The organism is Parabacteroides sp. PH5-46 (assembly GCF_029892785.1).
Classification (GTDB): Bacteria; Bacteroidota; Bacteroidia; order Bacteroidales; family Tannerellaceae; genus DFXE01.
Genome location: NZ_JARXXA010000001.1, coordinates 412253 through 436539, shown reverse-complemented (window position 1 = coordinate 436539; position 24287 = coordinate 412253). Strand labels below are relative to the sequence as shown.

21 protein-coding genes and 1 pseudogene are annotated in these 24287 nt (G+C 40.9%); 10 read left to right on the top strand and 12 right to left on the bottom strand.

Translation table 11 applies throughout. The features are described 5' to 3' along the window. Nucleotides 1-8: 8 nt before the first annotated feature. Nucleotides 9-704, bottom strand: coding sequence for a 4Fe-4S dicluster domain-containing protein (locus M2470_RS01800; RefSeq protein ID WP_280743015.1), 696 nt, complete (start codon nucleotides 702-704; stop codon nucleotides 9-11). A gap of 291 nt (nucleotides 705-995) precedes the next feature. Between M2470_RS01800 and M2470_RS01795 the strand changes: the two genes are divergently transcribed. Beyond that, a complete protein-coding gene (locus tag M2470_RS01795; protein ID WP_280743016.1) occupies nucleotides 996-1658 on the top strand; it encodes a Crp/Fnr family transcriptional regulator in 663 nt (220 codons plus the stop codon). Between the two features lie 8 nt (nucleotides 1659-1666). On the opposite strand, the gene M2470_RS01790 is transcribed toward M2470_RS01795, so the two are convergent. From M2470_RS01790 to M2470_RS01780, 3 genes are read right to left on the bottom strand one after another with little or no spacing between them, the layout of a single operon-like run. Then, nucleotides 1667-2044: a winged helix DNA-binding protein gene (locus tag M2470_RS01790; RefSeq protein ID WP_280743017.1), complete on the bottom strand. Its 378-nt coding sequence runs from the start codon at nucleotides 2042-2044 to the stop codon at nucleotides 1667-1669. A 28-nt stretch (nucleotides 2045-2072) separates the two neighbouring features. Continuing rightward, the gene (locus M2470_RS01785) at nucleotides 2073-2372 is read right to left on the bottom strand and encodes a rhodanese-like domain-containing protein (protein WP_280743018.1); all 300 of its coding nucleotides are present in this window, start codon (nucleotides 2370-2372) and stop codon (nucleotides 2073-2075) included. 13 nt (nucleotides 2373-2385) lie between these two features. Next, entirely contained in the window at nucleotides 2386-2589 is a 204-nt protein-coding gene (locus M2470_RS01780) for a DUF6132 family protein (protein ID WP_280743019.1), read from the bottom strand. Nucleotides 2590-2852: 263 nt separating this feature from the next. On the opposite strand from M2470_RS01780, the gene M2470_RS01775 reads away from it, so the two are divergent. The 5 genes from M2470_RS01775 to M2470_RS01755 are packed head-to-tail and all read left to right on the top strand — an operon-like array spanning nucleotide 2853 to nucleotide 8984. Then, nucleotides 2853-4166, top strand: coding sequence for a TolC family protein (locus M2470_RS01775; RefSeq protein WP_280743020.1), 1314 nt, complete (start codon nucleotides 2853-2855; stop codon nucleotides 4164-4166). A 20-nt stretch (nucleotides 4167-4186) separates the two neighbouring features. After that, complete coding sequence (locus tag M2470_RS01770; protein WP_280743021.1) at nucleotides 4187-5269, top strand: efflux RND transporter periplasmic adaptor subunit; 1083 nt, start codon at nucleotides 4187-4189, stop codon at nucleotides 5267-5269. 9 nt (nucleotides 5270-5278) lie between these two features. Next, complete coding sequence (locus M2470_RS01765) at nucleotides 5279-8479, top strand: efflux RND transporter permease subunit (protein ID WP_280743022.1); 3201 nt, start codon at nucleotides 5279-5281, stop codon at nucleotides 8477-8479. 2 nt (nucleotides 8480-8481) lie between these two features. Next, entirely contained in the window at nucleotides 8482-8793 is a 312-nt protein-coding gene (locus tag M2470_RS01760; protein WP_280743023.1) for a hypothetical protein, read from the top strand. 2 nt (nucleotides 8794-8795) lie between these two features. Further along, a complete protein-coding gene (locus M2470_RS01755) occupies nucleotides 8796-8984 on the top strand; it encodes a DUF2892 domain-containing protein (RefSeq protein WP_280743024.1) in 189 nt (62 codons plus the stop codon). Nucleotides 8985-9085: 101 nt separating this feature from the next. Here the strand turns inward: M2470_RS01755 and M2470_RS01750 are convergent, their stop codons facing one another. The 5 genes from M2470_RS01750 to M2470_RS01730 all read right to left on the bottom strand — a co-directional run bounded on the left by M2470_RS01750 (nucleotide 9086) and on the right by M2470_RS01730 (nucleotide 18093). Continuing rightward, nucleotides 9086-10711, bottom strand: coding sequence for a SusD/RagB family nutrient-binding outer membrane lipoprotein (locus M2470_RS01750; protein ID WP_280743025.1), 1626 nt, complete (start codon nucleotides 10709-10711; stop codon nucleotides 9086-9088). Nucleotides 10712-10737: 26 nt separating this feature from the next. Further along, nucleotides 10738-14340, bottom strand: a complete 3603-nt coding sequence (locus M2470_RS01745) for a SusC/RagA family TonB-linked outer membrane protein (protein ID WP_280743026.1) — start codon at nucleotides 14338-14340, stop codon at nucleotides 10738-10740. 264 nt (nucleotides 14341-14604) lie between these two features. Next, nucleotides 14605-15699 (bottom strand): FecR family protein, encoded by a 1095-nt coding sequence (locus tag M2470_RS01740; protein ID WP_280743027.1) that lies wholly within the window; start codon nucleotides 15697-15699, stop codon nucleotides 14605-14607. A gap of 71 nt (nucleotides 15700-15770) precedes the next feature. Beyond that, nucleotides 15771-16340, bottom strand: a complete 570-nt coding sequence (locus M2470_RS01735) for an RNA polymerase sigma-70 factor (RefSeq protein WP_280743028.1) — start codon at nucleotides 16338-16340, stop codon at nucleotides 15771-15773. Nucleotides 16341-16611: 271 nt separating this feature from the next. Continuing rightward, entirely contained in the window at nucleotides 16612-18093 is a 1482-nt protein-coding gene (locus tag M2470_RS01730) for a succinate CoA transferase (protein ID WP_280743029.1), read from the bottom strand. 107 nt (nucleotides 18094-18200) lie between these two features. Between M2470_RS01730 and M2470_RS01725 the strand changes: the two genes are divergently transcribed. After that, complete coding sequence (locus tag M2470_RS01725) at nucleotides 18201-19223, top strand: helix-turn-helix domain-containing protein (RefSeq protein WP_280743030.1); 1023 nt, start codon at nucleotides 18201-18203, stop codon at nucleotides 19221-19223. 44 nt (nucleotides 19224-19267) lie between these two features. Then, on the top strand, nucleotides 19268-20161 hold the full coding sequence (locus tag M2470_RS01720; protein ID WP_280743031.1) for a DMT family transporter: 894 nt from the start codon (nucleotides 19268-19270) through the stop codon (nucleotides 20159-20161). Here the strand turns inward: M2470_RS01720 and M2470_RS01715 are convergent. The 3 genes from M2470_RS01715 to M2470_RS01705 all read right to left on the bottom strand — a co-directional run bounded on the left by M2470_RS01715 (nucleotide 20138) and on the right by M2470_RS01705 (nucleotide 21508). After that, entirely contained in the window at nucleotides 20138-20530 is a 393-nt protein-coding gene (locus M2470_RS01715; RefSeq protein ID WP_280743032.1) for an ACT domain-containing protein, read from the bottom strand. The two genes, M2470_RS01720 and M2470_RS01715, sit on opposite strands and share 24 nt — an antisense overlap. An 18-nt stretch (nucleotides 20531-20548) precedes the next feature. Next, on the bottom strand, nucleotides 20549-20875 hold the full coding sequence (locus tag M2470_RS01710; protein ID WP_280743033.1) for a multidrug efflux SMR transporter: 327 nt from the start codon (nucleotides 20873-20875) through the stop codon (nucleotides 20549-20551). Between the two features lie 69 nt (nucleotides 20876-20944). Further along, nucleotides 20945-21508, bottom strand: a complete 564-nt coding sequence (locus M2470_RS01705) for a Crp/Fnr family transcriptional regulator (protein ID WP_280743034.1) — start codon at nucleotides 21506-21508, stop codon at nucleotides 20945-20947. Between the two features lie 283 nt (nucleotides 21509-21791). On the opposite strand from M2470_RS01705, the pseudogene M2470_RS01700 reads away from it, so the two are divergent. Continuing rightward, nucleotides 21792-22679: pseudogene (locus M2470_RS01700) on the top strand (alpha/beta hydrolase-fold protein). 83 nt (nucleotides 22680-22762) lie between these two features. Continuing rightward, nucleotides 22763-24286, top strand: a complete 1524-nt coding sequence (locus tag M2470_RS01695; RefSeq protein ID WP_280743035.1) for an arylsulfatase — start codon at nucleotides 22763-22765, stop codon at nucleotides 24284-24286. The last annotated feature ends 1 nt before the right edge of the window (nucleotide 24287 follow it).

Here is a 24287-nt window from a genome sequence, read left to right as displayed (position 1 = left end):
TTAATTGTTTATATCCAGTTTTTTTCTATTATATCTCCTTGTATTCCTATAACAACTCTTTTTACGGGTACTTTGTTCGATGCCTGTTCCAAAGCCATCTTTACAAGCTGTAATAATCCTCCGCAACAGGGAACCTCCATAATGATAACTGTTAGGGTATTTATCTGTGCTCCGTTTATCATATCAACAATCTTTGATACGTAAATATCTTTGTTGCTGTCGAGTTTCGGGCAAGCAATAGCCAATGTGCGGTTTCGCAAAAAACGCTCATGGAAGCCTCCGTAGGCATAAGCCGTACAGTCAGCAGCCAGCACTACATCCGCACCTCGGAAATAGCCGGCTTGCGGATTCAGTAAATGAAGCTGTACCGGCCATTGGCGTAACTGCGAAGGCGTATTACCGGTTGGAACTGCCGGACCTACCGGAGCAAATGACATTTCCTTACTTCCGGGACATGCAGTGAAAGGTATTTCCATCCGATCCATCACCAGAGCTTCGTTATAAGGTTCTGCTTCCCGTTCTTCAAGTTCTATCGCTCCTACAGGACAGTCTCCTATACAGGCTCCCAAACCATCGCAATACATATCACTAATCATCCGAGCCTTGCCGTCAATTAGCTGCAAAGCTCCTTCATGACAGCCTTTGACGCAGATTCCGCAACCATTGCACAGCTCTTCATTTATTTTTATAATTGTTCTTTTCATTCTCTTTATCATTTATCTTTCTGCAAACATACATGTATAAACAGATATGACCCGTAACATTTGTTACAGTCTTGAATAGTTTCACTATAGAGTATCGGGTGGAACTAAAAGTTTCACCTCGGTGATCTTTAGGTATCCTTGCGGTGATCTTTAAGTATCTTCGGAGTGATCTTTAAAGATCACCCTGGGTGAAACTTTTAGTTTCAGGGTATGAAAAATAGTGAGACTCGCAATCCTCTGTCTCAACGGTTGTTACAATAATGAAGATTGCTTATCTTTGTCGAAAAAAAGATGGATGTGGATTTACTCTTCTTTTGTACCACGTGCCGAGGGAAATCTCCGGAGGAGATAGCCAGCTTAAGATGTACAATCGAACATAAAGTCAGAACCTACAAAAGAGGGGAGTGTATAGCTGTTCAGGGAACCCGAATTTCTTACCTTTATATGCTTACGAAAGGGAAGGTAAAGACCGAGATTATTTCCAACTCGGGGCTTACTCTTTCTGTAGAAGAAATTTCGGCTCCTTATCCCTTGGCAGCTGCTTTTGTGTTTGCCGAAGATAATCGGTTTCCGGTAGAAGTGACAGCTTTGGAGGATTGTGAAGTCATCCTTTTCAGCAAAGACTCTGTTGAAAAACAAATGGCTAAATGTCCCGGATTCCTGAGAGGTTTTATGGCATTTACAGCCAATCGTGTACAGTTTTTATCGGAAAGGCTGAAGATATTTTCTCAAAAAGGTATAAAGGCCAAAATAGCATATTATATTTTACAGAAAGACAAAAAGGGCTCCTTTGAACTGGGGAGAAGCATAGCCTCGCTTGCTGAATATTTTGGGGTAGAAAGGCCTTCTCTCTCAAGAGCCATCTCTGAAATGGTAAAGGAGGGAGTGATAGAATTCGAGGGCGGAAAGGGCAAAATACTTAATTACAAAAAGATAGAAGAAAAACTTCTATAATAATTTTGCTATAGTTTGATTATCGATTTCAATGATTCCGGGATATTAAAATCGGCACATTTGATTGATTCGAGCTTTTTACGTCCCAATTCAGTCATTGTAAAGTACATCTGACGTTTATCATCTTTCCCTACAATACGCTTTATGAGTCCTTTCTTTTCTACCGACTTTATTACCTTCGAGGTATTTGAGTTACTAAGTCCCAAAACACCGGCCAATTCATTTGACGAATACTTTTGCGTATTCAGGGAGCATAATAGCATCCCTTCATTCAGCCCTAGATTATATGATTGCTGAAAATCCAGCTCAAACTCATAAATAGCTCTGTATATATCCCTGATCTGGCATAGGGTACTTACTTGCGAATTATTCATATTTATGTGCATTTTTATATCTTGTTATTCTTTTTGTTATTTAAAAATTTAGCCAGCTTCCGCCATTATATACTTCCGGAAAGCCTTTCGATTTCAAAAGCGCTACAGCACTACGGCTACGCATTCCACTGGCACATACGGCAATAATAGGTTTATCTTTTTTCAGTTTTGATAAATTATTACTCAAACTGTCCAGGGGAATATTGATGGAATTACCTACTGCCCCTTGTTTATATTCTTCTTTTGTTCGAACATCCAGAAGGGTAGCTCCGCTTTCTAAAAGGGCTTTAAAATCGGCTTTTTCCTCTAATCCGAACATCTTGCTAAAAAATCCTGCCATTATGTTTATTCTTTTATTGTTCTTTTACTTTACTACGTTTAAAACTCCCTCCCAACAAACCTCCTATCAGTACACCATATAATGTACTAATAGTAGGCGATGAAGTTATGGGGCAAGTCCCCGTACTACATCCAATGTGTCTCCAATATAGATATCCACCTATTGCTCCCAACAGAGCTCCTAATATATATGTCCAGTTATTCTTTATATGTTTCATATTCTCTTGTTTTTTATATTTAAAATGCAAAGATATGTAATTATTTCTAATGGAAAATACTTCTGAAAGATATATTTTAAAAAATATTCATATATGCTCTGAATATTAGTATGTTAATGCTGTATTTATCAAAGGTGAAATAACTTTAAATAATATTTTTCGCTGGAAACTTGTGTATTTGGAAAATAATATTTTCCTTTGCGTTATATTTCCATTGGAAATCAATTTGAGTGCATGATAAACAAGAATAGAATATAGTAAAAATGAAGAGAGCAGTTATCATTACATGTAGTACAATTTGGCTTGGTCTTTCGGCTCAAGCGCAAAATTATCAACACATTACGGTAGATCATGCTGTAAATATTGCTGTTGAGAATAACAACAATATCAAAATGTCAAGTTGGGACAAGAAAATAGCCAATGCTGAATATCATCAGACAGACGCCATTTTTCTGCCCCAAGTTACAGTGGGATACACGGCATTGTCGACAAACAATCCGCTGAATGCCTTTGGTTTCCTCTTACAGCAAGAATCAGTTACGGCTATGGATTTCGATCCGTCTAAATTGAATAATCCAGGGGCAACGCAAAACTATAGTACCCAGGTAGAGGCTAAATTACCTTTATTGAATCTGGATATGATTTATGCCCGAAAAGGCGCTAAAGCACAGGAGGATATGTACAAATATAAAGCCGAACGGACGAAAGAGTATATTGAATTTGAAGTACGAAAAGCATATACGCAATTACAGATGTCTTATCAGGCACGGGATATTCTCAGAAAATCACTTGAAGATATAAAGCAAATACACCAATCGGTTACTAACTTTTATAGTCAAGGTTTGGTACAGAAATCGGATGTTTTAAATGCTCAGGTACAGGTTAATACTATTGAGAGTGCTCTGACAAAAGCCGAAAGTAACATATACAATGCTTCAAACGGACTTCGTCTATTGATGGGGGAGGAGATTAATGATGAAGTGTATATAACTGATTCTTTGATACAAAAGATAGACATATATCCGGAAAACACTCTTTCTTTATTTCGGTCTGATATTATGGCACTCCAAAAAGCTGTAGATGCAACGGATATGATGGTTAAATCTTCAAAAATGACATTCCTACCACGTATTAATGCTTTTGGCTCGTATGGCTTGAATGACTCTAAAGCCTTTAAATTCAGAAACGATTCTTACCTGATTGGCATCAACTTAAGTTGGAATATCTTCTCAGGAAACCAGAACAGAAGCAAAGTAAGAGCAGCTCAATTCCAGAAAAACAAGATGCAAGAAGAATTAGGCTTGCATATAAAAAAGGAGCAACTGGAGTTGAGTAAGGCTAAACGCGATCTCAGCGATTCACAAGTAGATATCAATAAACAGCAAATAAGTGTTGAGCAGGCAGAAGAAGCTTTACGTATTCTTGCTAATCGCCATAACGAAGGCCTGGCAAGTACAACGGATCTACTGATGGCTCAGGCTCAGTTCTCTCAGCAAAAGCTTTTGTTGTCACAATCTATTATGACATACAATATTTTAGAGGCATACCTCCATTTTTTATCAATCACTAAGTATTAAATAATAACAGATAAATAGATATGAAAATTTCAAGAAATGTAGTTTTAGGACTTGCAGCAATATCAATTATTTCTTCCTGTTCTTCAGCCGGTGAGCAAAAAGAAAAAAGTCAGGTGGCCGTAAATGTAGAGGCATACTATCCGACTCAGTCTACAAACGAAGGCTTTTATCTTAGTGGAGAAATTACTGCCCGGCAAACAGCCTCTATCAGCACACGTATGATGGGCTATATAAATAAAATATACGTAAAACCAGGCAATAAAGTTTCGGCTGGACAGCAATTAGTTTCCATCAGTAGTGATGAGATTCAAGCTAAAAAAGCACAGATACAGGCGATGATTACTGAGGCCGAAGCAGCAGCTAAAAATGCCGAGCGAGACTATGAGCGGTTTAAAACGCTACATGCACAAAACAGTGTATCAGATAAGGAGCTGGAAAACGTAGCCTTACAGCATACTTCCATGCAGGCTAAGGTTCAAATGGCACATCAGCAGATGAATGAAGTAAATGCATTGTTGACCTATACGAATATCCGCGCCCCATTTTCAGGTACAATTACTCAAAAGCTGATGGATGAAGGAAGTATGGCAAATCCGGGGATGCCTATCTTGATGATGGAGCAAAGCGGTGAGTTACAGATTATAGCCTCTGTTCCGGAAAGTTACATTCCGTATGTGAAAGTAGGAGATATGGCTCAAATTGAAGTAAAATCGTTAGGTACAACCATTCCCGGAAAAGTGTCGGAGCTTAGTCCTTCGGCCTACCGCACGGGAGGACAATACGCCATGAAATTAGCTATTGATACCAAAGATAAAGAAAATATCCACTCAGGGATGTATGTCAATATACTAATTCCCAATAAGGTAAAAGAAGATATTGCATCAAGAATAATGATAGATAAAAACTCTCTTGTTTATCGGGATCAGCTTACGGGAGTCTATGTTGTAGATGACCGGAATCAGGCAAACCTACGTTGGGTGCGTTTGGGTAAAATAGCGGGTAATCAGATAGAAGTTCTTTCAGGTTTGAATCAAAACGATAAAGTAGTATTGAGCGCTGAAAGTAAGCTGTATAACGGAGTAAAAGTATCTATCTCTAAATAAACAGAAGTTATGGAAAACGGAATTTCAGGAAAAATAGCCAATGCATTTATTAAGTCAAAATTGAGCATTTTACTCTTTGTTGCTTTCATGCTGTTAGGCTTATTCAGTATATATCTTATCCCGCGCGAGGAAGAGCCACAGATTGATGTCCCCATGGCGGACATTATGGTAGGCTATCCTGGTGCAACGCCTCAGGAGGTGGAATCAAGAATCATGCAACCGCTAGAAAAGGTGGTTTCCAACATCAAAGGGGTTGAACATATCTATTCAACCTCCATGAATGATATGGGGATGCTTACTGTGCAATTCTATGTGGGTGAAGATGTGGAGCGCTCATTGGTAAAGCTCTACAACGAAATCATGAAGAATATGGACCGTATGCCGCAAGGTGCAACAATGCCTTTGGTGAAATCGCGAGCCATAGACGATGTTCCCGCACTGGCATTTACGCTCTGGAGTGAGGAGATGGGTGACTTTCAACTACGCCAAGTGGCTGAAGTGGTTGGTGACGAAATAAAGAAGATACCCGATGTAGCTCAGGTAAACATTATCGGAGGACAGAGCCGCGAGGTAAAAGTAATGCTCGACAAGAATAAGATGGCGCAGAGCAAGCTCGATTTCGGGGCGATAACTCAAGCCTTGCAAGCGAATAACTCCCAGATGCAGAGTGGCAATATCATAACAGGCGATATGGTTTATTCGGTACAGACCGGTAGCTTCTTCGCCCATGTGGAAGAGGTGAAAAACCTGATTGTAGGAACGAATGACAATCAGCCTGTATATCTTTATCAGATAGCAGAGGTAGAAGATGGCCCCGAAGTGCCTAAGCAATATGTTTCGTTCGGATATGGCGCTGCGTCGAAAGATAAAAAGGACGCGATGCCTGATGATTACTCAGCTGTAACTATATCAATTGCCAAGAAGAAAGGTGCCGACGCCATGAAGTTGGCTGATATAGTAAACGATAAAGTGGAACATCTGAAGAAAGAGGTGATAACAAATGAGGTACATGTAGAGATTACCCGCAACTACGGCGAAACAGCTTCTGATAAGGTATTCGAACTACTGTCACATCTTTCTATCGCCATCATTATAGTAACGTTGTTTGTGATGTTGGCTATGGGATGGCGTGGCGGATTGGTTGTATTCCTTTCCGTGCCGGTAACTTTCGCTCTTACCTTGTTTGCTTACTACTTCCTGGGATATACCCTAAACCGTATTACTTTGTTCGCATTAGTGTTTGTAACAGGTATTGTAACAGATGATTCTATTGTGATTGCCGAAAACATGCACCGGCATTTCAAGATGAAGAAACTGCCTCCGCTGCAAGCTGCCTTGTATGCTATTAATGAGGTAGGTAACCCTACGATTCTGGCAACGCTTACTGTTATTGCCGCCGTACTGCCTATGGCTTTCGTATCGGGAATGATGGGACCTTATATGAGTCCTATGCCTATCGGAGCTTCTATAGCTATGACCTTCTCATTAATAATAGCTTTGACACTCACTCCATACTTTGGTTATCTATTTCTCAGACATAAAGATAAGAAAGGAAAGAAGGAGGAAGAAAAAGAGTCTGATTTGAAAGAAACGAAGATGTACCGGTTATACGCCAAGACAATTACTCCTTTTCTGGAAAACAGAAAATACCGTTGGGGCTTTATGATTGGCCTGACAGTTATCTTGCTTGGCACATTTGTACTGTTCTACACAAAGTCGGTTCCCGTGAAGATGTTGCCTTTTGACAACAAAAACGAGTTTCAGGTAGTGATAGATATGCCTGAAGGTACTACACTGGAACGTACAGCGGCAGTTACCAAAGAATTAGCTGTATACCTAAGTCGGAACGAAAAGGTTACTAATTATCAAACGTACGTAGGTACGTCTGCTCCCATTAGTTTTAACGGTTTGGTGCGCCACTATGACATGCGTATGGGTGATAACGTAGCCGATATACAGGTCAACTTGGTAGGCAAAGGTGAGCGTAGCGAGCAAAGCCACGATATCGCTTCCTCTGTGCGTGCCGATTTGCAGGCCATCGCCAAGAAGTATAATGCCAACGTAAAGGTAGTGGAAGTTCCTCCCGGCCCTCCGGTGATGTCTACTATAGTAGCTGAAATCTACGGTCCGGATTACGAACAGCAGATTGATGTAGCCCGCCAGGTAAAAGACATACTGGCTGCGACGGACAATGTGGCTGATGTAGATTGGTCGGTAGAAGATACGCAGATTGAATATAAGTTTGAAGTAGATAAAGATAAGGCTATGCGATTAGGGATTCCTAACGCGCAAGTAGTACAGAACATACGGGCCGCCCTATCAGGCATGTCCGTAGGCGTGTTGCATCAGCCTGCTTCCGTCCAACAGGTAGGGATTGTGCTTCAATTGCCCGAAACAGAAAAAGCAAGCCTCGAAGATGTATTAAGTATGAAGGTTCTCAACCAGCAGGGATTAGCCGTTCCAATCAGCGATTTGGTAACGGTTACCAAAGGTGAGAAGGCAAAAAGCATCCAGCGTAAAGACCAGAAACGGGTGGTGTTTGTCTTGACTGAAGTAGCCGGAGACCTCGAAAGCCCTATATACCCGATTACTACGGTATCGGATAAGTTGTCTGAAATAAAACTTCCGGAGGGATATACCCTGTCGGAAGAATACAGTGAGCAACCTAAATACGAAGATAATTTCGCCTTGAAATGGGATGGTGAATGGCAGATAACCTACGAGGTATTCCGCGATTTAGGTTTGGCCTTTATGTTGGTATTGATCATTATCTATGCATTGATTGTAGGCTGGTTCCAGAACTTTATCACACCGCTGGTACAGTTGGCGGCCATACCGCTGTCGCTGATCGGGATTATCCTCGGACACTGGGCTTTCGGCGCTTATTTCAGTGCGCCTTCCATGATCGGGTTTATTGCCCTGGCCGGCATTATGGTGCGTAACTCGGTGCTGTTGATCGACTTTATAGATATCCGTCTCAAAGACGGTGTCCCGTTGAAACAGGCGGTGATTGAGTCCGGAGCTGTACGTACTACCCCTATCATATTGACAGCCGGAGGTGTAGTGCTGGGAGCTATCGTTATGCTATTCGATCCCATCTTCCAGGGCTTGGCCATCTCATTGCTCGGCGGAACGCTTACCTCTACTATACTGACATTGATTGTCGTTCCTTTATTGTATTTCAAGATGTTAAAGAAAAAAGTGAAGTAATCATGAAATTATTAGTCGTATTAAGTATTAAAGAGTATCAGGAGCGGGTAGCCAGCCTGCTCCAGGATGCCGGAGTGAGGCGCTTTAGTGTAACCGACATTACTGGTTATAAAAAGAAAAAGGAGAGTTTAGGATGGTTTGCAGCCGATTCCAGTAATGCAAAAACAAACTCCATCATGCTTTTCAGTTTTCTCACAAAAGAAATAGCAGACAAAGCTATTATGGAGATTGATACGTGCAATATAGAAACGAAAAACCCTTTTCCGGTACATGCCTTTATTCTTGATGTTGAACATTTTTCTAAACTGCTTTGATTATGAAACGTGAATATATTATCCGCATAGTAGCGGGAACAATGGTACTGACTGGTATTTCCTTAGCTTATTTTGTCTCTATCAAATGGCTGTTACTGCCTGCCTTTGTAGGAGTAAATCTTATACAGTCATCGTTTACTAAGTTTTGTCCATTAGAGAAATTGCTTGATAAATTGGATGTCAAACAGTGAATTGATCAGGTATTTGAAACCCCATTTTCTCCTACAGAAGAAAATGGGGTTTCATATTATAAAAAGTGACAAATAGTCAACTTTAAACTGTTATTTCAGCTTTATTTATGCCAGAACAGTTTCTTATCAGTGGCATTGTTCCCACCATCGGTCGCTTTGTTGAAATTATCTAAGTTATAGTTCTTTTCGCTTTCAGGGTAGGGGACTTTATGAAAATTATAGTCTGCCGAATTATATGTACCTGACTCATCCCGAGGAGTATTCAGTGTTCTTCTGTATAAGTTGAATGATACCCAGGGCTGACGGAAAGAGTCGATCCACATTTGTTTATAAATTTGCTTCAATGCGGTTGCATCATTACTGCTAAATGCTTCACGTTTCAGGTATGTAGTTTCCTGCTCGCTTGTTAGCGTTGGCTTATAGAATATCCATTGAGCGCATGGTTCAACCACTTTGTCATACCAGAAATGGAGAGATGATTTTATCCCTGCTTCGTACTCTGTCTCTGCGGTAGCAGTATTCTTTGATACGCCGATTCCTCTTGTGTATGCTTCTGCACGTAAGAAATGTACTTCGGCGGCAGTAACCATGATTTCAGGTATATAGTCCTCATTGGATGCCAGATAGAAGTTTACAGGAGAGAAACGGCATGCTTCTGTTTTGTTGTTCCATTCCTGTTCAGTAGCTCCTTTGCCACGACCTGTCGGGTAATTCTGGTTGAAATACGGGCCAAGTCCTTGCCCTTCTCCAGATGCAGGCGTTCCGTTCTGCGGATGCGCCTTCCATTCGCCATCATTGTTCGGTTCAAAGAATACGAAGCAGCGGGGATCGAATATACCACTACCATCTACATTGTCATTGTCCGACATTGCTTTCCACATAGTAGTTCCCAGGCAGGATGTGTTGTTTTCGCGATAACTCCAGGGGTGATTTTCAAACAGTGTATTGGCCAAGTCTTTGGGCCATAATCCTATAATGTCTGTTCCTGACAGCATTGGATATTTTCCCGAATCGCCTAACAGTTCACCAACCAATGTTGTATAGGCGGCATCAGCATCTGCCAGTTGCATACCATAGCGTAGCAGGATAGAGTTTGCAAACTTTTTCCATTTGCTTATATCCCCTTTTAAGAACGTATCACCAGAACTGAATGAATATTGGTCGCCTGTAGCGGTAGATAATGCCTGGCTGGCCTGTTTCATTAAATCGATACAATGTTTGTATACCTCTTCCTGTTTGTCATAGGCTACCATATAGTAGGCTGTTCCATAGAGCCCCTGACCGGCATTGAAGAACGGCATATCACCAAAGTAGTCGAGCATATGCAAAGTTTTGTATGCCAAAAGGATATCAATACAGGCTTTCGCATTATCCTTTTTTAGATCCGTTTGGTAGGCATCCAGTTCTTGATACAGCAGGTGTATGTTTTTCAGGTTGTAATAGTAATTATTCCACAGGTCATTCGAACCGCTAGCCATCGGATACTCCGGTTTTGCATTTGCCAGTTGCTGTGTCTGGAAGTAGTATACACCATGATGAACAGCTGTTATTTCTTGTCCCACCAATGGTAGAGTGCTGATTATCTTATTAAACAAAGATGGCATACTTGTCTGAGTAGGATTTTTGGGATCTTTATTCATATCTTCAAATCCATCCGTGCAGGATTGGGTAAATCCGGCTACTAAGACCAATAGTAAAAGATATATTTTTATACGATTTGTTTTCATCTTCAATATAGTTTAATATTTCACAATTAGAATCCCGCTTTCAATGTAAAACTGAATGTACGCATACCGGGCAAAGCTCCGAATTCCAGACCTTGAGCATTACCGGCTGAGTTACTCAATGCCGCAGGGTTCAGGTTGTCGGGTAATGAGGAATAAATATAGAACAGGTCACGGCCACTGGCCATCAGGCTCAGGCTCTGGAAGATTTTCAGGCGTTTCACCCAATCCTGAGGAAGGTCATACGAAATGGTAATTTCATTCATCTTCACCCAGTTATTCTCCAGAATAGAAGGAGTAGTCAGGTTACCGGCACCCCACGAACCTAATTGTCCGTATTTCCATGCATAGTGTACCACATGTGTGTTAGGCGTTCCGTCTGCCAGTACGCCATCCATGACGATACCATGATTGGCTGTTGTTCCGTCGGAATAGGTGTAAGGCAGTCCGCCTCCGTTACGCTCATACAGTGTTTCAGGACTTAAACCCGAAGAAAGAGATGTAGCATACGTACCACTCCATAAGTCGCCGCCATAGCTGAAACCTACCAAAGCATAAAGACTTAAATTCTTCCATCGAAGATTAGCGTTCAATCCTCCGATCACATCAGGTGTTATATTACCTATCTTCACCCGGTCTTTTGTTGTTTTGTATTTGGTTCCCGCTACTTTGTTCGGTTCGTTTTTATCGTAGATAACATCAATGATTTTATTTCCGTTAGCGTCGCGTTCATAATCCCATCCATAGATATTTCCATAGCTATCACCTACTTCTACCTGGATGATCGGTCCATTACCGGAGAATATCTGTCCGATTTCAAACACATTTACCCCTTCGCCCATGGAAAGTAGCTTATTCTTGTTGCGAGCCAGGTTTAGCTCAAATCTTAAATCCCAATCCTTATTCCTTACTGCATGATAACCAGCTATTATTTCAATCCCTTTATTCTCCATCTTTCCGGTATTGAAACGTACACTGTTGTAGCCGGAAGAACTGGGAACAGGACCTGCCATAATTTGATTGTAAGACTTGGTATGATAATACGTAAAGTCGAAGTTGAAACGATGCTCAAACATAGATAATCCCAAGCCAAACTCATACGAGTCGGCACGTTGCGGCTTCAGGTTGCTTGGAGGAATCGTTTCTCTGAGTCCGGCAATCGGTGCGCCTCCAAATGAGCCTGTCTGGTAAGTCGGTACTACCTGGTAAGGGTCGGCATCGGTAGCTGCACTAGCATAGGCCAGACGTATTTTGCCAAAATTAAACCAGTTTGGCATGTCTAGTAATGCAGTTGGAACAAAGCTCAACGATGCCGACGGATAGAAATAAGAGTTACTTCCTAGCGGTAAAGTGCTAGACCAGTCGTTACGTCCGGTTACCTGCGCATAAATAAAATCACCATAACTTAAATCAAGGAAACCGTATACCGAATTGATTCGTTTGTTCAGGATATCTTCTACCGGTATCTGGTCGCTCTGAATAACGCCACTTTGCTTACTCAGGTCATAGTTGCCAAAGGTATATATATAGGGATCTTTAAAGTATTTTCCGGATGTTTGTCCTTCCATCTGATAGTATTTACGATCCCAACGGGTAGCTCCCAAAGAGAAGCTGGCATTAAATTTATCAACAAACAGGTCATTCTTCCGGGCTGTAGCGATGAAGTCGGCATTAATGACTGATTCTTTGTTTAATTTGTGTTGATAATAACCGGATTCCAAGCCATAAATATCAATAGGCGCTCTTTTATTCACAATATCCCCTACGTGATAGTCTAAACCTACCTGTCCGGAGAATGAAAGCCATTCTACAGGGCTGTAGGTTAGTTTTACAGAACCTAACAGCTGGTCGCGTTCGTAATCGTAGGAGTTTTCATATAAGTTCCAGAATATGTAATGTCCTTGTCCGCCATCTCCGTAGTATTGACTACGACCCGGACGAGAACCGTCTGCATTCTTATAATTGGCATGTGCCAATGAAGGTTTATAGTCGGACGGGAAAATATAAAAAGCCTTGGTTATACCGTCATTGTCGCCCCCTATTTCGATGATATTGTGACGATCATAGTTGTTGTAAGTGGCATACACTTCTGCTTTCAATTTTCTGGATATATTCAGATTAGCACCTAATGTAACTGCCGTACGGTTAAAGTCGCTGTTATCTATTACGGCGCTATGGTCTTCACGGGTTAGCCCTACGCGAACAGTACCAAACTCTCCACCTCCGGAGAAGGATACATTGTGCGTATTTGTATGTCCGTTCTTGTAATAGTATTTTTCATAATCCGGATCGGCCACATGTGGACGCATCTCTCCATCCCACCATTTCACCATTGTTCCGTCCATCTTAGGCCCCCACGACATAGAGTAAGCATGCCAGGAGAACTGATCATAGGTCATATAACCATTCGGCATTCGTCCATAAACAACGTCCCATCTGGGATCAGCCCATGTGTTTTTGGGATACAGATAGTTGCCATCAGCATCTTGCTGGTATTTGGTTACTGCTGAATACATCGGATAATGCAAACCTCCATAACCATATTCTGTTTGTTGGTCACGAAACTTATATGGGTTGATTATCTTTGTAGTAAATGAATAATCTACTCCCAGGCCTTCCTTCTTAACTCCCTTTTTTGTCGTAATAAGGATTACACCATTCGCCCCACGTGCACCATACAAAGCTGCAGCAGCCGGCCCTTTCAATATACTCATGTCTTCGATGTCATTGTTATTGATGAAGTTCAGTCCTGAGCCTAAGTCGCGTACTTTATCTGTGGCTTCTGATGTGGAGCCGCTACTTATATTCACTGAAGGATTATTTTCTAACGGCATTCCGTCAATAACAATCAAAGGCTGGTTATTTCCCTGTATATTATTATTACCACGAATCACAATACGGGAAGATCCTCCGTCTAACTGGTTGGCATTGTTAATGTTTACCCCTGCTATTTTACCGGATAATGCACTGGCTATATTAGCCGTATTGGCACGTATAATCTCATCTCCCTTTATTTGTTGTGCGGCGTATCCGATAGCTTTTTGCTCGCGTTTAATACCTAATGCCGTAACAACTACTTCTCCCATTTCAAGCGCATCTTCGGTCAGTCTGACATCTATTGTTGTTTTTTGCCCGATTGCAATGCGTTGTGTAGCAAAACCAATGAAAGAGAAAACCAGGGTGGAATTTGGCGTTGCATTGATTGTGTATTTTCCGTTATTATCAGTAATGGTTCCGATAGAGGTACCTTCTACTATTACAGTAACACCAGCCAACGGATCCCCGTAAGCATCCAACACTGTTCCGGTAATAGTAGGCATTTGCTGTAGCTTGGAAGCTGTATAAGGACTGATAATAATAAGGTTATCCATAATTTTATATCCCAGTCCGTGTGGTGATAGAATGTTGTTCAATAACTGATCAATCGTTGCATCAACTACATTTACCTGAACATTGCGTGAAAGATCAGTCACGTCATCACTAAAGAAAAAGCGATAATCGCTCTGGTCTTCAATCTTCTGCATTACTTCCCTAAGTTGTGCGTTTTTCATGGAGACTGAATACACCTGCGAATAAACTTCTGCATGGACAGACAATAGACCTGCCATAACAAACACAAACATTAATTTCATGATTCTGAAGAATTGTAGTATCCATCCCGATTTTTGGCATGAATACATGTGGGTTTTTGATTTTTTCATTTACATTTGTACTTGATTTATTAGACAATCGAACCTTTGTTTTCTGCCGTCGAAAGTGAAAAACTTGGGTTCCTTTATTCTCGTTAGCAGGATGTTCTCAGCATCCTGCTAATTTTTAAAATGTGTTCATCATTGCTGTATCATAGGCTTTTGTTTTAACAGTATATAGTTTGTTTTAATAGTTAACAAAAAACATTATTTCATCTTTTTCAGGTCAACATAAATCTGCACATTTTTTCCTTTGACTTCAAACAGTATAGGAGAGGATAATTGCATAGCGGTTAACACCTGCTCCAGTGATTCATCTTTCAACGTTCCGGAATATCTATAGTTTTTCAATAGATCATCTACTTGTATTTTTACATCATATCTTCGTTCAAGTTTTACAGCCAGGCTTTGCAGTTCTTCTCTTTCAATCCGCCAGTTACGCTCTTTCCATGATACTTCTGCATTGGCCACAACAGCAGGTAATTGCTTTATAACCGGAGCAGTTAATATTTCTTGTTGCAGGTCTGTCTCTTCTTCCGGTTTAGAATCCATATAGGCCGCGACGGAAAACTTCTGTCCAGGCTTTAATTCTACAGACTTTTCAATTGTTGATGGCTTATCTCCTTTATCAATAACTACTTTTCCATTGATTAGCATTGTTTCCGCCACTCGTTCGTCGGGATAGGCTTTTACGTTAAATTCTGTACCCAAAGCCCTTACCTTCATCATAGCCGTATGGACAGTAAAAGGTTTATCTGTTTGTTTAGCAACTTTAAAATAGCCTTCTCCCTCCAGGAAGATGTCACGGCTTGTCTTCCCATAGTCGGTAGGGTAGCGCAGCTTGCTTCCGGCATTTAGCCATACGATACTCCCGTCCGGTAATTTAATTTCGGATTTTGAGCCTAAGGGGATGATATTCTCTACATAAGTAGTGGCTTTTGCCGGAGATTTTGAATAATATATATGTGAGATTGTTCCCAAAGAAAAACTAATAATAAATACAGCCGCAATACGAAGCAGAGTCGATAAATAAGACTTCTTGGATTGATGTATTTTAGATGTATCGGCTTTAAGTGAGGCATCTTGTTCCAATCTGTATATAAAGCGTTGATATGCATCTTCCGGTTGATACTTCTCTGTGTTGTCGAGCGTTTCCGCCATATCCCAAACGTTAAGCCATTGCTTAAGTTGCTCTCTGTGTGCCGGATCAGCATCCAGCCACTCCCGTAATTTCTGTATATCTTCGGGAGATTCTTTCCTTGAAAGGAAATTTAATATGGAATCATTTAGCAGATCGTTCATTTAAATAATTATCTTACTTTAATATATATACAATTGAGAAAAGAATGTGGGTAGGTGGTATGAGAAAAAAATTAAAAAATATAGTCAATAAAAAGGGCAAACCAGATTAAAAATTCGCTTAATCCGTCCCGTAGTTTCTGTAGGGCTACTTTTATATGATGCTTTACGGTATTGACAGATATATTCATCTGGGTAGCTATTTCTTCATAGGTGCGGTTTTCGGTTCTGCTCAACAAAAAAACCTTTCGGCATTGTTCCGGTAAATGATTGATTAAATCATGATATTTTACTTCTATTTCCGACAAAATAAGATCGTTTAATGGTGTTTCGTCTATCAATTCATGCCGGAGTTGTTCCGCCCATTCGTCAGCCAGTCTGCGTTGGTTTTGTTGCTGTGTCAGATAATTTATAGCCGTATTGCGAGTAGCCGTATATAAATATTCCCGGAACGTTTTTGCTTGTATATAGTGTCTGTTTTGCCATATTTTATATAGCACATCGCTTACTATTTCTTCTGCAATAGTAATACTTTCTACATATCGTTTGGCATAATTACATAATGGAGCATAATACAGCCTGAACACCTGCTTCATTGCCTGGTGATCGTCAAGGTGTAGTCTGTTTATTATCTCTTCACTCATCCGCTATAAAAGCTCATTCAAATACAATTATAATAATAATATTCTTTAAAGATACGGACTACTTATTATATTTTCTAATATTTTTTTAACGAAAATACTTTGATTGGCATTGCAGTCGTAAAAATGACAGGCTACTATACGATATGTAACAACAAGTTATATGAAGAAAAAATTGCAGCCATGCAATTAAAAAAACGCATGGCTGCAATTATAAAAACGCATGCATGCGATTTTTTAAACGTACGCATGCGTTTTTTTAAGTGGTGTATCGTTAGCTAATACAAGTGTTTTTCATGCTTCCGGTTTTGATAAAAGTATTATGAAAAGCAAAGGCGTTTTGTAAGTTAACGGGGGTTTGGCCTTTGGCTCCACTTTCCAGATATTTATACAAAAGCGGGCGATAGTCGGGATGCGAACAGTTTTCGATAACACAAACAGCCCTTTCTTTAGGCGATTTTCCGCGCAGATCGGCTACTCCATGTTCCGTAATAATCACTTTAACAGAATGTTCGTTATGATCTACATGCGATACCATCGGGACAATCGCACTTATATCTCCATTTTTGGCGGTGGATGGAGTTAAGAATATAGAGAGGTAGGCATTCCGTGTGAAATCACCCGATCCACCCAGTCCGTTCATAATTTTACTTCCGGTGATGTGTGTAGAGTTTATGTTTCCGAAAATATCCGCTTCAATAGCAGTATTCATGGAAATGATACCCAAGCGACGGATCACTTCCGGATTGTTGGATATTTCGGAAGTTCGTAGTACAATCCGTTCTTTAAAAAACGGAAGATTCTTGTAGATTCGTTCTATATACGGGTTACTTACTGTTAGCGTCCCCCCGCTGGCATAAGTAATACGCCCTTTTTCCAGCAAATCAATGATGGCATCCTGAATAACTTCCGTATAGACTTCAAAGTTGGGAATATCCTTATTATCTCCCATAGCTGCCAACACGGCATTGGCTATATTTCCTACTCCGGACTGTATAGGAAGGAACTTCTTCGGAATGGTTCCCCTACGTACTTCATTTACCAGAAAATCAGCTGTATTTTTCCCTATCCGGGAGGTGATATCATCTACAGGAGCAAAGCCGCCTCCATCATTCGGAACATTGGTTTCTACTATCACTATCTTAGCCGAGTCTACCTGTATATAGTCCTTTCCTATGCGTGATTTTACATTCGTAATGGGTATTTCTTTACGGTATGGAGGGTCTTGCAAATCCAATAGGTCGTGTATTCCCCGTAATTCTTTGGGATGCCAACTGTTTAGTTCTACAATTACTAGTTTTGCCATCCGGACAATAGTAGGAGCAATGCCTACACCACTGGTTGGTATTATTTTGCCATCCTCTGTAACATCAGATGCTTCGATAACAGCAACGTCTATATCGCCGTAAAAGCCATAACGTAAGTCCTGTGCCAGGGAAGAGAGGTGTAAATCAAAATAGCTTACTACGCCTTTGTTTATTTCATTCCTTATATCGTTGTTTGTCTGGTAAGGGGTGCGAAACTTAATGGCATTAGCCCGTGCCAGTGCGCCGTCTATATTGTCACCTGTAGATGCCCCTGTAAAGACAGCTATTTCAAACGGATTTCCTTTCTCGTGTTCCTCCTGAGCCAGTTTGGCTATTTCCAAAGGAACTATCTTCGGGCATCCTGCATGTGTAAAACCGCTGAAACCCACCTGATCATTATGTTTGATCCGCAAAGCTGCCTCTTTTGCTGTAATTCGTTCTATTGCCATAATTCATTGATTTATTAATTGCCAGCAAAAATAATGTCTGTTTCCTTTGTCTCAAATGACAATAATACGTCCGATACTGCCAAAAGAATATTACATTTGCATTGTCTATGAACAGTTGTATTAGACATATCGTATTCTTGATTATACCTGATGCTACTTTATTGGATATAACAGGCCCTTATGAAGTCTTTTCCCAAGCCATAGAATATATTCAAACCCAGGAGAAGAAAACAGATTTCAGCTATGAACTCCATTCCGTATCGGTTGATAAAAAGAAGAATGTGCGTACGGCATCGGGAGTAACGATGCTTTGTTCCGAAAATATTAAAACAATTAATTATCCGATTGATACCCTGATTATACCGGGTGTTTCAAACACTCGGATAGAAGCATATAAACTATCCGGGGATGTCCTTAAGTGGATAGGGGAACAATCAGGGAAGGTGCGTAGAATCTGCTCGATATGTACAGGTAGTTTCTTTTTGGCCGAAGCCGGCATATTAAAGGATAGGAGGGTAACGACCCATTGGGAGAAATGCCATGTGCTGAAGAGCAATTATCCGGAAGTAGAAGTAGACAGTGATCCTATCTTCATAAAAGATGATCATATATACACTTCGGTAGGAATATCCAGCGGTATGGATTTAGCCCTGGCTCTGGTAGAAGAAGATCTTGGGAAGACAGTTGCCTTGGAAGTGGCCAAACAAATGGTGCTCTATTTAAAACGCCCCGGCAGCCAATCCCAGTATAGTTCTATCCTAACTCACCAACATACGGATTACAAACCCATACAGGAAGCCTGCTATTGGATTCAGGAACATTTGCAGGAAGATATAACAATCGACTCTTTATCAGAGATCGTTTCTATGAGCCCCAGAAACTTTTCCAGGGCATTTGTGAGGGAAACAGGGATTACTCCTGCTAAATACCTGAACAAACTAAGGGTTGAGACGGCTTGTAGATACCTGGTAGATACACATTTATCACTGAAAGAAATTTCCGAATTATGCGGACTCGGCTCTCCCGACAATATGCGCAAGGTATTCTTTAAATGTATGCAACTATCTCCTGCCGGGTATCGAAAGAGTTTCAGAACGACTTTTTCTTCCGATAACCTTAAGCTTATCTGAGCAAATAGCGTACATTTGCACGCGCAAAAAGATTGATATCGACAATGAGGATAAAAGGTTATATACTGGCAGCCTTGTCTGCTATTACATACGGATTGATACCGCTATTCGCTATTCCGCTTAAGCAAACAGATTTTTCTTTTGATACGGCTCTCTTTTACCGTTTCTTGCTTAGTACAATCATGATCGGCCTGTTCTTGTTTTACCAGAAAGTTGATTTTAAGATTACATGGAAAGAGGGTGGGATGCTGGCAATACTCGGACTGATGTATTCCGGATCTGCTTTATTTTTGTTTACCGGATATGATTATATGTCGGCAGGTATTGCCTCCACAATACTATTCCTTTACCCGATACTGGTAGCTTTGATTATGGGTTTGGGCTTTAAAGAAAAGATATCCGGAGTAATATGGGGAGCTATATTCTTGGCCTTTTTAGGAGTATTGTCTCTGAATGGTGGAGCAGAAAGGATTCCGCTTATAGGCTTTGCTGTTGTTTTCCTTTCAGCGCTTACGTATGCCCTTTACATGGTTATCGTGAACAAGTCTAACCTGAAACATGTGCAAGGAACCAAAGTTACCTTTTATTCGATGGCTTTTTGCACCCTTTTCTTTTTGTGTAAATCATTGTTTGACGGTAACTTTCAGGCTATACCCTCTTTTGAAATAGGCATAAACCTGACGTTGTTCGCTTTGGTTACAACTGTTATATCACTTATATGCCTGGTCTATGCCATCAAATACATCGGTTCCACTCCAACAGCTATATTAGGATCCATGGAACCCCTTGTAGCAGTAGCCGTTAGTGTTATCATCTTTCACGAAACATTTACCTTTTATTTGCTGTTGGGAATCTCCCTGATTCTTATAGCTGTTTTACTAACTGTTTTATCCGATAATCTACTCCGGATTGTATCAAAAAAGAGAAAGGTTATTTAAGACATTCATTGCTTCTGTGGCATCTTCTTTCTTGACAAATATGTGATCGTGATAATAAGCGGCAACGACGTTACAACTGATATCAGCAGCAGACAGAGCATTAGAGAAAGCTGCCGTAAGTCCAACTGCTTCCAAGGAAGAATGAACCGTCAGTGTAATCCAGGCGGCTATAAAAGAATAATCCAATTGTAGTTTATCCGCTATTTCCCTTTTGAGAATAAGAGTCACACCTTCTTCTTCCTTAAAAAAACAAGTAATATCCTCAATGTTGATCGATGACAGGTCTTTAACAACACAGAACACATAATCGCCTGGATTGATCTTCGGCTTTATAGACTTTAATAATCTGCTCAATTCTTCATTCATCATTTTGCATTCTTTATTTAATTAGTGCGAAACGTATTTCAGACCGATAATAGAGCTGATTAATGTAATGATAAAGAAGATTCGCCAGAAGGTGGCGGGTTCTTTGAAAAAGAAAATTCCCATCAATACAGTGCCAACGGCGCCTACTCCGGTCCATACGGCATAGGCTGTTCCTATCGGTAAGCTTTGGATAGCCTTTATCAACAACAACATGCTAATGACTAATGAAATGAAAAAACCAACCAGCCAGCAGTACATCTCCGTTCCGGAAGTTTCCTTTACTTTTCCCAGACAAGAGGTGAATGCTACTTCAAATAAACCTGCAACAATTAATATTACCCAATTCATACCTATTATTTTCCGGCAAAGGTCGTAATAGGGAATGGATTAAAATTTTACATAAGATAAAAAATGAAGCTATTTAATGTCAACCCTTATCCGGCTCAGGCTGACTTGTGTAATCCCCAAATACGAAGCGATGTGTCCGAGTTGTACTCTTTGTATTAGGTCCGGATTATTTATCAATAACTCTTTATAGCGTTCCGATGCAGTCCTGAATTGTCTGGAAATGAATCTTTTTTCTGTTTTAATGAGCTCTTGTTCTGCAAACTTTCTACCCCAGTTGGCAATGTGTATGTCTTCAAAATAGAGCTGTTGCAAGTCCCTTGAATCCACCTCGTACAACTCACAGTCTTCCAGCAGTTCGATATGTTCATACCCTCTTTGGTTCTCAACATAGCTACTCATAGAAATAATTGCATCCCCCTCTTTCCCAAACCAAAAGGTAAGCTCATTCGCCAACGAATCCGTATATGCCCGTACAAGCCCTTTCTTTATCAAATAAAGATAATGCTCTACCTTATTGGCTTTCATTAATATATGCCCCTTCGGATAACGAACCTCCACAATATGCTCCTTAAGCCTCGACAAAGACGCCTCCGGCAGCGTATATATATTATTAATAATCTGATCTATATTCATGTAAATCCAAAATGTTTTATGCTGTTACTTAAAAATATCGCAAAAATACAAACTCTACCGAGTAAAAATCAAATGATACTACCGGTATACAAAATTCAGTTGAGTATAATGCGAATATAAAGATAAAATCTGTTCTGTAACATGATTTGAACCAATAGACAAATATTTAAACATACAGAACAACCACTTTGAACCTCCAGACAAACTATCTGTACAAAACAAACATCCTCCCCCACAGAAATACACTAATATTGCAGATGCAATAACATAAAAAACAAACAAAATGAAGAAAACAATCCTATTATTATTTATTGCCGCATTTACATGGCAGGCAAATGCACAGTATCCCGGCTGGGGACCCCAAAGCAAAGTAGTAACAGATAGTATTTACAGCAAAGTGCTGGAAGCACACAGAGCCTATAGCATCTACCTGCCCAAAAGTTACGACACGGAAACAAGCAGAAAATATCCTATCCTCTATCTGCTCCATGGCATGGGAGGAACAAACACCGGTTGGTTCTACGACTAGCAAGCCAAAGATGTTATGGATCGGTTAGTAGCCTCCGGCGAAGCATGTGAAATGATCATCGTAAGCCCCAATGCAGGAGGGGATTTTTCCGCCGGTGCATGGAACGGCTACTTTAATATGCCCGGATGGTCGTACGAAGACTTCTTCTATCAGGAATTCCTACCCTACATAGAAAACACCTACCGCGTAGAAGCAAACAAACAAAACCGGGCCATAGCAGGACTATCCATGGGAGCCAATGGGGCAACCAGTTATGCACAGCGCTATAGCGATATGTATTGCGCCGTATATGCCATAAGTTCAGGCATGACCCTACCGGATATGCCGACACCTCCCGGACTGTCTTCTGATGGTAAAGAAAAAATGACACATCTCATCCGGTCCGTACAGCAGCACAACTGCATCACCTACGTAGCAGAAGCAGACGACACCCGCAAACAGCAACTGCGTACCATCCAATGGTTTATAGATTGCGGAGATGATGATTTTCTGCTTGATACCAACATCGATTTCTTCAGGGCAATGCGTGCCAACCAAATCCCCTGCCAGTTCCGTGTACGCGACGGCGGACACGACAACGAATACTGGCACTCAGGACTCTACTTCATCCTCCCATTCGTAAGCCGCAGCTTTGGAAAATGACAAAAAATAAAACTATTTCAATCCTTTGTTAATTTATTTATAAATTCTATGTTTGCAAATAGATAACAGAGTTGATTATAAGCATGAAAACGTTACAATTTGCATGTCTGACAGGAGCTTTCCTTCCTGTTTTAATCGGATGTAAAAGTAAACCTTCCGAGGTATCAGTACCAGTTAATGTTATCATCATCCTTGCAGATGATATAGGTTACGGAGATTTAAGTTGCAATGGCGAGAAAACCATTCATACACCGAATGTAGACCGCTTGGCCTCGCAAGGAGTACGCTTTACAGATGCTCATGCCGTGGCGGCCACCAGTACACCTTCTCGTTATTCTTTGCTTACCGGCCAATATGCCTGGCGAAGGAGTGATACCGGTATCGCTGCCGGAAATGCCGGTATGGTGATCCGCCCCGAGCAAACAACCATCGCTGATGTATTTCGTGAAGCAGGATATACTACCGGAGCAGTTGGCAAATGGCATCTTGGTTTGGGTGACAAAACCGGTGAACAGAATTGGAATGGATTTATCACTCCCGGCCTTACGGATATAGGCTTTGACTATTCATATATTATGGCTGCTACAGGTGATAGAGTGCCTTGTGTGTTTGTTGAAAACCAACGAATCGTAAACCTCGATCCCAACGATCCGATAGAGGTAAGCTATGACGACCCATTCCCTGGTGAACCCTTGGGGAAAGATCATCCGGAGATGCTGTATGTACTGAAGCCAAGCCTCAATCACGGGCACGATCAGGCCATCGTAAACGGAATATCCCGCATCGGATACATGAAAGGGGGTAAACAAGCTTTATGGGTAGACGAAAATATTGCCGACAGTATTACCGGAAAAGCTGTGCAATTTATTGAAAACCATAAAGATGAACCTTTCTTCCTTTACTTTGCCACCAATGACATCCACGTACCCCGCGTACCGCATCCCCGCTTTGCAGGGAAAAGTGGTATGGGTCCTAGAGGTGATGCCATCCTTGAATTCGACTGGAGCGTAGGACAGATCATAGAAACGCTTGAAAGACTTGGGTTGGCCGATAACACATTGATAATCTTATCCAGTGACAACGGGCCTGTAGTAGATGATGGCTATCAGGATCAAGCAGTAGAGCTGTTGGGCAATCATCGTCCCTGGGGAGATTTCCGTGGAGGGAAGTATAGCAATTTTGAAGCCGGTACACGAGTCCCTTTCATTGTCAACTGGCCTTCCAAAATAGAACCTGCCGTTTCGGATGCTTTGGTCTCTCAAATAGACCTCTTTGCCTCTTTGTGTAGCCTGTTGGGAAAAGATATCCCCACCAATGCAGCACCCGATAGCAAAGATCAACTAAATACATTATTGGGAAAAGAGAAGAAAGGGCGTGACTATATTATAGAACAAGCCGGATCTATCTCTATATCCAACAAAGAATGGAAATACATCGCGCCAAGTAATGGAGCAGCTTATAATAAACTTACAAACACTGAATTAGGAAACAGCAAAGAGCCTCAATTATATCATTTAAAGAGTGATATAGGAGAACGAGTCAATGTCGCTGAAAATAACCCTGAAAAAGTAGCGGAACTTCAAGCGATATTCGAATTAGAAAAGTGAT